This is a genomic window from Alteromonas sp. LOR (genome assembly GCF_000753865.1).
In the GTDB taxonomy this organism is placed as follows: domain Bacteria; phylum Pseudomonadota; class Gammaproteobacteria; order Enterobacterales; family Alteromonadaceae; genus Alteromonas.
Map to the genome: position 1 here is coordinate 1 of NZ_JQFW01000028.1, position 10112 is coordinate 10112.

The 10112-nt window shown below is 43.9% G+C and carries 8 protein-coding genes and 3 tRNA genes; 5 read left to right on the forward strand and 6 right to left on the reverse strand.

The genetic code is table 11. From position 1 onward, the window contains the following. The first annotated feature begins 352 nt into the window (after positions 1 to 352). Positions 353 to 1975 (forward strand): methyl-accepting chemotaxis protein, encoded by a 1623-nt coding sequence (locus JV36_RS0110405; RefSeq protein ID WP_032096869.1) that lies wholly within the window; start codon positions 353 to 355, stop codon positions 1973 to 1975. Positions 1976 to 2053: 78 nt separating this feature from the next. Then, positions 2054 to 2953, forward strand: a complete 900-nt coding sequence (locus tag JV36_RS0110410; RefSeq protein WP_032096870.1) for a histone deacetylase family protein — start codon at positions 2054 to 2056, stop codon at positions 2951 to 2953. A 57-nt stretch (positions 2954 to 3010) separates the two neighbouring features. Here JV36_RS0110410 and JV36_RS0110415 read toward each other — a convergent pair whose 3' ends face one another. The 6 genes from JV36_RS0110415 to folD form a co-directional block, all read right to left on the reverse strand. Next, the gene (locus JV36_RS0110415; protein WP_052010269.1) at positions 3011 to 4006 is read right to left on the reverse strand and encodes a phospholipase A; all 996 of its coding nucleotides are present in this window, start codon (positions 4004 to 4006) and stop codon (positions 3011 to 3013) included. 63 nt (positions 4007 to 4069) lie between these two features. Continuing rightward, complete coding sequence (locus tag JV36_RS0110420; protein ID WP_032096871.1) at positions 4070 to 4918, reverse strand: MBL fold metallo-hydrolase; 849 nt, start codon at positions 4916 to 4918, stop codon at positions 4070 to 4072. A gap of 42 nt (positions 4919 to 4960) precedes the next feature. After that, positions 4961 to 6685 carry a proline--tRNA ligase gene (locus tag JV36_RS0110425; RefSeq protein ID WP_032096872.1) on the reverse strand — a complete coding sequence of 575 codons (1725 nt, stop codon included), beginning with the start codon at positions 6683 to 6685 and terminating at the stop codon, positions 4961 to 4963. An 82-nt stretch (positions 6686 to 6767) separates the two neighbouring features. Beyond that, on the reverse strand, positions 6768 to 7484 hold the full coding sequence (tsaA, locus tag JV36_RS0110430; protein ID WP_032096873.1) for a tRNA (N6-threonylcarbamoyladenosine(37)-N6)-methyltransferase TrmO: 717 nt from the start codon (positions 7482 to 7484) through the stop codon (positions 6768 to 6770). Continuing rightward, positions 7481 to 8131, reverse strand: coding sequence for a DUF1415 domain-containing protein (locus tag JV36_RS0110435; protein ID WP_081926600.1), 651 nt, complete (start codon positions 8129 to 8131; stop codon positions 7481 to 7483). The genes tsaA and JV36_RS0110435 overlap by 4 nt, the downstream gene beginning before the upstream one ends. A 191-nt stretch (positions 8132 to 8322) precedes the next feature. Next, positions 8323 to 9177 (reverse strand): bifunctional methylenetetrahydrofolate dehydrogenase/methenyltetrahydrofolate cyclohydrolase FolD, encoded by an 855-nt coding sequence (gene folD, locus JV36_RS0110440; protein ID WP_032096874.1) that lies wholly within the window; start codon positions 9175 to 9177, stop codon positions 8323 to 8325. Between the two features lie 469 nt (positions 9178 to 9646). On the opposite strand from folD, the gene JV36_RS0110450 reads away from it, so the two are divergent. From JV36_RS0110450 to JV36_RS0110460, 3 genes are all read left to right on the forward strand, one after another. Then, positions 9647 to 9723: transfer RNA gene (locus tag JV36_RS0110450), tRNA-Pro, on the forward strand. A gap of 65 nt (positions 9724 to 9788) precedes the next feature. Then, positions 9789 to 9865, forward strand: a tRNA-Arg gene (locus JV36_RS0110455). A gap of 87 nt (positions 9866 to 9952) precedes the next feature. Next, positions 9953 to 10028 (forward strand) — tRNA-His (locus tag JV36_RS0110460). The last annotated feature ends 84 nt before the right edge of the window (positions 10029 to 10112 follow it).

Consider the following 10112-nt stretch of genomic DNA (forward strand, 5'->3'; position numbering starts at 1 on the left):
CCTCGGTGCGTCAAACCCAAACCTAGCAAGTACCCTACTAAAAAGAAAAATGCCAGTCAGCTTAACTGACTGGCATTACCCACGTGGCTCTTTTTTCATTTCTACCGCACCTTTCTTTTTAATCTCAATTCTTTTTAATCTCAACTATATTTACGCAAGCGAAAGTTTGTAGACTGTGCTGGTTTAAGCTTTAGGTTTTTAGGTACTTATTTTTAAGCCAATGCGCTTTCATAATAAGTAATAGGTATAAAGTGCAGGTGATAAGTATTCTCTGCTATACCTTTGGCGTAACGCAACTGTCATAAAAATATCATCTAATAGTGCTGTTAATCTTTAAGTTAAAGGTCATGTCGTGTTCAAGTACACAAGTATAAGCCGTTTGGTTATTACCCCCGTCCTCGCCAGTTTCTTTCTCCTTGTTTTACTCAACGGTGCGTCAATTTTAAAGTCATTTACACTGCTAAATGCTTTTGACGAACTTGAAAATACGCTGGTTCAGTCTGAGCGCGACGTTAACGATGTGCTAAGTACCTTTAAAACTCAGGTACAAGAGTGGAAGAATGTGCTACTTCGAGGCCATGACAGAGCCGATAGAGAAAAGTATTGGAAGCGGTTTAAGCAGCGCGAAAGTGACATTCAAGCAAAGTTTAGTGCCATGCTGCAAAATGATGTAATCAGTAATGAAGCAAAAGCAGAGATTCGCCAGTTTCAAATAGCACATGGCATTATGGCAACCAAATACCGCGAAGGGTACGACGCTTTTGTCAATTCAGGCTTCGATCCTAAAGTCGGTGATAGTTATGTACGAGGCATCGATAGAGAACCCGCCAAACTTCTAGGCAGTATTGCTGATGACATAGCACTACAGTCGGCCACGGCGATAGAGGAACTCAAGCAAAGTACGCGTAACATGCTGTGGCTTATTCTTCTTGCCGCCATTGTGCTGTCAATATTGTCGTTAAGCTATGTTATCGCAAGGCTACGTTCACAGGTGATCAACCCTACCAAAGAGGTTGCTAAATGCATCTCTAACCTGGCTAACAGCGATTATGACTACGCCCTCACATATACCAGCGACCACGAATTGGGTGTACTGGCGAATTCAGCAAGGGCCTTGCAACAGAAACTCAACGTATCGGTAGGGCAATTAAAAGATGCCGAGAAGGAAATGAGCGGCGCATTTACGTCCCTTGCCAGTGTCAGTGACCTCATTATGCAAGGGGCTAATGAGCAAAGAGACACGTCTCGTTCATTGGACACTAGCACGGATAAATTAAAGGGCATTGTGCAAAATCTGGTAGCAATCACTGATCAGGTAGCCGTAGCCACCAACAATTCAGAACAAAATGTAGCAAGTTGCTACACCACATTCGAAAAAGCCAACGTTGGGTTTAGGCAACTTGCGCAAACCGTTACAGCATCAAGTGACATTGTGACTGAGCTTCAATCTCGCAGTACTAACATTTTAAAAGTAGTGAATGTGATCAATGAAATAGCAGACCAAACTAATTTATTAGCGCTAAATGCTGCCATTGAAGCTGCGCGGGCTGGAGAGCACGGTAGAGGTTTTGCTGTGGTTGCTGATGAAGTAAGAGCGTTGGCGGCTAAAACGCAACAGTCCACCAGAGAGATTAACGATATTCTAAGCAGCTTCGAGTCAGAGGCTATGAGTGCGGTAACCGCCATGAATGCTGGCAAACAGCTATCCGATACCAACGCCGCTGAGGCGGAATCGGCCCTCGAACGACTCAATACCGTTGTGAGAGACATTCAGGAGACGGCGAGTGTTGTGGTGGCGCTTAATGAAGCGGCTGATGAGCAAGAGGCTGTGCTAGGGCAAGTTGAATCTATTATTGGTAGTGTGGTGACTTCTGCCGAGCGCTATCACGAACTCGCCCAGCGTGACGATATGTCTCGCTCTATGAAAAATATGTCATACAACGTTGAAAAGGTGGTGAACAGTTTGACCCGCTAAGCCTGCTTTGACACTATTCAATGAGGAAGCATAGGCCTCCTCTGCCACTAATGCTGTTTATAAGGTTGTTGCGACTTCATGATACCCCTAGTATTTCACCCCATCTATAGCCAACTCTCTCTGCCAGACCGGCATCGGTTTCCAATCGAGAAATACGTGGGAATTAGAGATGAGTTAATTGCTCGAGGAGTGAGCCCATCACGTTTTAGCACCCCAACGCCAGTGACTAACGAAGAGTTAATACGCTTCTATTCACCTGAATATGTGGAGCAACTCACCACAGGTACCCTTGATAAAAAGGCGATGCGAAGAATAGGCTTCCCTTGGTCTGAGCAACTGATAGAGCGCACGCGCACCGCAGTGGCCGGAACAATTCAAACTGCTAATCTTGCCATAGAGACCGGCAAAGCCTTAAATTTGACCGGCGGCTATCATCACGCTTTTGCCGATTTCGGATCGGGTTTTTGCCTATTCAACGATTTGTATTTGGCAGCCAAGGCGATGCAATCTCACGAGGGCATTGATAACGTACTTATTATCGATTTAGATGTGCACCAAGGTGACGGCACCGCTAAGCTGGCCGAAAACGATGACGACATTTTTACACTCTCTCTTCATGGTGAAAAGAATTTTCCCCATAGAAAGCAGGTATCCAACATTGATATTGGCCTCCCTAAAGCGGCCGAGGACGATGAATATCTCACCACGTTGGAGCAGGCTATAACACTCGCTTTTCGCCAATTTCAGCCCGATGCCATCATTTACGATGCTGGCGTAGATGTGCATGTAAATGATGATTTGGGGCTATTAAATATTTCTACAAAGGGTGTGTATCACAGAGATAAAACTATTTTCGACTTGGCAGAGAGGGAGGGGCTCCCAATTGCTGCGGTAATCGGAGGGGGATATCAACGGGACATTGCGGCGCTTGTTGATGTGCACATACAACTGTATCGCGCCGCGGGTGTTGTTGAATAGCGGTTTCCAGCTTTACTGCAAGTAATGTAAAACCTTATTTGCAGTTGCCAATAGACCTTAAAGGAACGTTACTTGGAAGCCTATGCCAATACGCTCTTGTGAGCGATTGTAGTCTATCAGTGAGTCGCCATAGCCGTTGAAATATTGCACTAACAGCTCATAGCGGTCTGAAATAGGGTAGGTCATATCCAGTTGAAAGCTGCCTCTATTCTCATCAAAGTCTAAGTTATTTCGAACAAGAGCGAGCATCTTAAACGCGCCAATCTTTCTGCCATAGCCAAGCTCGAAGCGGCCGTAAAAGTCTTCGATATCTGGGTTGTCATCACCACTGGCATCTAATGGATCGTCTTTTTCATCTTCTGGCACGCGATACCATGTTTTTAAGTAATAAATATCGTCATTATCGCTAAATGTAATTGAGGCAAATATGCGGTTCCAACTGCGAGAGCGAAGCCCGCTCTGGCCATTAGACATATGATTGAAGCCTAATTGAAAGGTATTAAACTTATAACCCAATACGGAATAGTCACCGGTTTTTTGCCAAAACACTTCTGGTTCGTAGTTGGTTTCACGAAATGGTTTAGACACTTCACTATTATAAAGTTGCCAAAACGAGGTGAGTGTAAAACCAAAATACAGTCCGTCAAAACCCGTGTCCTCAAGGTATAAAGGCAGCTTCATGCTTAACTGAAATTTCGCCTCTTTACTGTCGACATTTTCCTCGGTCAGCTCCTGATTACCCGCGGAGTTTGGGTTTTTTACGTACGTAAAAGGAAGTAGATAGTTTTGACGATGCTGAGTAATAGCAAACACATTATCGAGGGCTTCTTTATCACCTGCTATTCTATTATCCAGCGCACTTTCTGTTGTGGTATCTCGTTTGATGATATCAATAACTTCAATGCCTTCTTCAATAGCTGAAGATAAATCAGATTTGTCTTCCTCCTTAGCAGCACTAGATGTTGTTTGTTCATCACTTGAGTCTGACTCCTGCGCATGCGCAAGGGTATTTGCACCTAGTAAAATGTACGTAGATGTAATTAAAAAAAACAAAGGCTTTAAATTCACCTTTTACTCTCCGGGTTATGATCTTAAGGTTCTAAGTTGAGGTTTAAATTAAGGCTTGTTGAAGTCCAGGGTTTGACCTTCAGCCGAAGCAAATATGGTTAGCGGGGATTCAGCCGCAACAACAAAGTCATTACAGTGCGCGACCACAAAATCAATGTCGTTGTCAGTGCGCTCTGGGTCGTGACTATATAAAGCGAGTTGTTTAACGTTACTTGCCATAGCAAGTTTCACCGCTTCTTCAGCAACAGAATGGCCCCAGCCATTTTTAGCTGGCATATCTGAACCCATATATTGGGCGTCATGGATCAACAGGTCGGCATTGCTAGCAAAGGCAGCAAATGTCTGAAAATCAGTTTCTTTTTTGTAAGGAGGATAAAGCTCGTTGTCAGTAATGTACGCTATTTTGCATCCATCGGCTTCAATGCAGTAGGCGCTTCCTTTACCTGGATGATTCATTGGTACACGCTTTATATGTGCGCTGCCAACAGTGAAGCTTTCTTGCTCCGCTGGTAGCTGCACAATATCTATCTTTGCGTGTAAAGCTGTACGTGGAACGGGAAATAAAGAGCCTTCCATTTGCCGAAGTATCTGATCTGGTTCATCGAGATTAGTCTGACCTGGAAAAATATTTATTTCTCTGTCTTTTTGATAAATCGGCGTGAAAAAGGGAAAGCCCTGAATATGGTCCCAGTGGTTGTGGCTAAGTAAAATATTAATTGGCGACGTCTTTTGAATAAGTTGAGCGCTTAGTAAGCGAATGCCTGTGCCTGAATCGAGGACGATATCGGTACCATCCTCAAGTTCAATATGCACACACGCAGTATTTCCGCCATAGCGCACGAAGTCCGCACCGGGAGTCGGAATTGAACCTCTAACGCCATAAAATGTTAACCGCATATACTAAGCCCCATCATCTACTTATTTGGGCAACGCCAGAAGTTAGAGCGCGGCTATAAAGTCTTTAGCGGCACTGATATCTAATAACTGTTTATCGCCAGTTCTTCTATTCTTGTATTCAACTTGTTGATTATCCAAGTTTCTTTCGCCAATAACAATACTATGAGGTATACCAATTAATTCCATGTCATTAAACATGACACCTGGACGCTCTTTTCTGTCGTCGAAAAGTACGTCTATACCAAGTGCTAGAAGCGCTTCATAAAGAGCTTCAGCCGTTTCCTTTATGCGATGAGATTTGTGCATGTTCATCGGGATAACCGCCACCTTGAAAGGTGCGATGGCGTCAGGCCATTTAATACCAAACTTGTCATGGTTTTGTTCTATAGCGGCGGCAACAATACGAGATACTCCAATACCATAGCAGCCCATGGTAAGCGTTTGGTGCTTACCCGTTTCGCTTAATACACCGCAGTTCATGGCTTCAGAGTACTTTCTACCAAGTTGAAAAATATGACCCACTTCAATGCCGCGTTTTATGTCGAGTGTTCCTTCACCGTCAGGAGATACATCTCCGGCGACGACGTTACGAATATCAACCGCATTAATCTCTTCAGACCAATTTGAATTAATGGCTAATTTGTTTTGCTCTCCAGCACCGCACGTAAAATCGGCTAGCGCTGCTGCGCTTGAATCAACAAAGGTAGGAATAGTTAAGGTGGTTGCATCGGCAAATAAAGGAGAAACACCTAGTACCTGTGCTGCTTTTTCAGCAGAGGCCTGAACTAGCGGTGTAGCAACGCTATCAATTTTTTCTGCTTTGACATCGTTGAGTGTGTGGTCTGCGCGAAGTACAAGTGCAACCCATTTTTCATCACTGTTTAGCGCAGCATCGGCGTTGCCTTCATCGATTTCAGCACCCTTCACTACGAACACGTTTACTGCGTTGCTCGCTGCAATATTAATACTGCTAAGAGCCTCTTCTAAAGTGTGTCCACTCACAGGCTTAGTCTCACGCGAAGCGCCAGAGGCCATTGCTTTTTCAGGTGCAGTAGCAGAAGCCATCTCTACATTTGCCGCATAGTTACTCTGATTAGAGAACGCAATGGCGTCTTCACCAGAGTCTGCCAATACATGAAACTCATGAGAATGATTACCTCCAATTGAACCAGAATCGGCAATAACAGCACGGAAATCTAGGCCCAAACGGGTGAAGATATTGCTGTAGGCATCGTACATTTTTTGATAGGTAGTTTCTAAGCACGAGTCTTCTAAGTGGAAACTATAGGCGTCTTTCATCGTAAACTCGCGGCTTCGCATAATGCCGAAGCGAGGGCGAACTTCATCACGAAATTTGGTTTGTATTTGATACAGGTTCAGCGGAAGCTGCTTATAACTGCTCACCTCATTGCGTACAAGAGCAGTAATAACTTCTTCGTGAGTGGGACCTAAAACGAAATCACGCTGATGGCGGTCTTTCACACGCAGTAGTTCTGGGCCGTACTCTTCCCAGCGACCAGATTCTTCCCAGAGATCGGCAGGTTGAACAACAGGCATTAATATTTCAATTGCGCCGGCTTTGTTCATTTCTTCACGAACGATATTGGCCACTTTATTGAGAACGCGAAGGCCTGAAGGAAGCCAATTATATAACCCCGACGCTAACTTTCTGATCATACCAGCACGTAACATTAGCTGGTGGCTGATAACCTCTGCATCTGCAGGTGTTTCTTTTTGCGTGGCGAGCAAATATTGACTAGTGCGCATGTAAAACAGTATTCCTGTAAAATAAAATTTAATCTTATGTATTCTAATTAAGTACGAGCCATTACGCTACATACTGTGTGTTTTATATTGTATTTATCTGTGTGACGACAACAATGCCGTTCTTCACCATAAATCCTATGTCCCGATCGTAGAGGGTTACCCTATAGGTTTTGTCATCACTTTCTGTGTTTTGCTTATAGGCGGGGCGGGGGTCTTGGGCTAAAATTTCACGCACTAGGAGTTTGAAATCGCTGTGTTGCTCACAGGCTTTTAGAAGCTGTGGTGAAATTTCATCTAAAAACTCTACCGGTCGCTGAGGAATAGGACGCATTTGATCAAGGCTATCTGTGGCGTTTTGAATACTGTCGGCGTAATGCAGATAAGGTTTAATATCGATGATGGGAGTACCGTCTACTAAATCTATGCCTTCAACCACTAATCTTGGTTTGACGTCGATAGTATGAATACCATTATTCTTTACTACCGACATACCGATAGAATTGGGTCTATGGGTACTTCGCGTTGCTAGCACTCCCATTGTGGCATTGCCGCCTAAACGAGGGGCTTTAACAGTACTTTTCCACCCTCGTTCCATCGTTTCGTGAAATACAAATAGAAGCCAGAGATGGCTGTAACTTTCGATACCTTTTAGCATATTGATATCGTCAAAACCGGTGGCAAAGGAAATAATTCCCTTTGCTGCGCTTAGGTTAGCCTGCCGAGGTACCGCAAATTTTTGCTTGAATGGTGTTGCTATGGTGGCAATTGCGTTAATGCGAAATTCATCGTTTATCGTCATTTTGTTGAATCTTTGTTGTTTTTTGCTTGTTTGATAGACGACAACGTTTTTTCAAAATAAGGGCAGCCAAGCTCGTTGGCTTTTGCGATATTATGGGTATATATCTTTTGTGCATCTTCTTCGTTTTTCATATAACGAGTAATGTCGCTTTCTCGAATTATATGTAAGAGCGGATAAGGTGAGCGGTTAGTGTAATTTTCAGAGTCATCAATACTGTTGCCCTCAAAAACATACTTCGGGTGAAAGCTGGCTAGCTGATAGCGCTCAGAAAAACCCCAGTCGTGAAGCATGGCCTCTGCAATAGACAGCACATCTAAGTATTCATTAAAGTCTGTGAAAGACGTATTTGAGAGAATTATAAGGGTTGTTGCAATATCGTCAGCATTATCTAAGCGCTTTAATTCCTCAAAAAGTGCTTCTAGTACATCACCGGTATTGCCTGCAATTACACAGCAATGAATTTGATTAGGCGTTCTTACGAAGGACGCGAAGGGGCAAAAGTTATGGTGAATAACAATGTCATCAATCCATTTCATAGTCGCCTCTATGAAATGTGCGTGGCTGTCGCTAGATTGCTCGTTACCAGAGCTCTCATCATTAGAGTGCTGTGTCGCTTGTTTAGCGCCTGAAGATTCAACTGGTTTCATCAAATAACACTGTTCGCTAATATGTGCCTCAAGTGTAAAGAAGCAATCAAGTTTGTAAGAGTGTGCTGTAAGAAAACGCCCAGCTATAAGCTAGGCCATTCTATGGAGCGCTACGTTAAGGCATTTCTCAAAAGCATCGCATAGGTCATATGCGATGCGAAGCTTGCGCAATTATGTTATTAAGAATGCTGCTAAGAATGATACTTTACGTATGCCTCTAGTGTGTTTTCAATAAGACTTGCTACCGTCATCGGGCCTACGCCGCCAGGCACCGGCGTTATCCATCCAGCACGCTCTTTTGCCTGCTCAAATTCAATATCACCAATTAATGAACCGTCGCTTACACGATTGATACCCACATCAATAACAATGGCGCCAGGTTTTATCCAGCTACCAGGAATGAAATTGGGCTTACCCACGGCAACGACCAGCAAGTCAGCGCGCTGAACATGATTCTTTAAGTCTTGGGTAAACTTATGACAAGTGGTTACTGTACATCCCGCCAGCAAAAGCTCAAGACTCATTGGGCGACCAACAATGTTTGATGCGCCAACAATGACCGCGTCTAAACCTTTTACCGGGCGTTTCGTTGATTCAATCATTGTCATTATGCCCTTAGGGGTGCAAGGGCGAAGGGCCGGTATCCGTTGCGCTAAACGGCCTATATTATAGGGATGAAATCCATCTACGTCTTTGTGCGGGTGAATGCGCTCTAAGACACGCTCGGCGTTCAGTCCTGCTGGCAACGGTAATTGAACAAGAATACCGTCTATTTCTTTGTCTTCGTTAAGCTCATCTACCAATAAAAGAAGTGCTTCTTCTGTGGTGTCTGATGGAAGGTCAAAAGAACGAGATATAAATCCTACTTCTTCACACGCCTTTCGTTTATTCGATACATAGACTTGAGAGGCAGCGTCACTGCCAACTAAAACCACGGCCAAGCCGGGTTGACGCTTTTTCGCTTTTATTAATGAGTCGACGTAAGAAGCAACATGCTGGCGAACTTGCTTGGCAATTAGTTTGCCATCAATTAGGTGAGCAGTCATAAACACAAATTCATAAAGTAATTAATGAGTGTTGCTTATTGTTTCACAAAACCAATATATGAAACCAGTTTATTATTTCGGTAAATCTGAGCTTTTGACTAAAGACTGAGAAGGAGAGAGTTTGACTTCTTAAAAGCAGTACTTAGGACACTTTTCTAAAATATCTAATTAAGAAGAGCAGATATCAAGTGCGCTTAATAATTTATTTTCTATTCTTTTTTTCATTTGTGCTTTTTATTTATGCTTTCCAGTCATCTGTGTATTTAAGTTTTCGCGGCTTACCCACGGCCAATACCTCAAATTTACGTTCAAAAAGCATACGGTTTGTATAAAAAAACACAAGAATGCACGCTTTATGAGCGGTTGATTTTTTTATTTCAAAAAGTGTTTGACGAGGTGGGGGCAAGTCAGTAATATTCGCACCCCGTAACGGCACAGAGGCAAAACGCTTCGAAAGCAGTTACATTGTCGGTGAGTGGCGCAGCTTGGTAGCGCACTTGTTTTGGGTACAAGGGGTCGCAGGTTCAAATCCTGTCTCACCGACCAATTCTTTGCAACAACGTTTGCAGAGGTCTTTACAAAAACGTTTGTAAAGAAAAAAGATTCGTCGAGCGCCCGTAGCTCAGCTGGATAGAGCAACGGCCTTCTAAGCCGTGGGTCGCAGGTTCGAATCCTGCCGGGCGCGCCATGCGGGTCAGGTAGGTCCTGACCACATCGATAGAATCTTTACGTTTACATGTTTATCAATTCACATGTAAACTATAACACCTCAGTGGTGGGCGTAGCTCAGTTGGTAGAGCCCCGGATTGTGATTCCGGTTGTCGTGGGTTCAAGTCCCATCGTCCACCCCACTTTTTCGCGGGAGTGGTGGAATTGGTAGACACGCTGGATTTAGGTTCCAGTGCTTCACGGCGTGAGAGTTCAAGTCTCTCCTT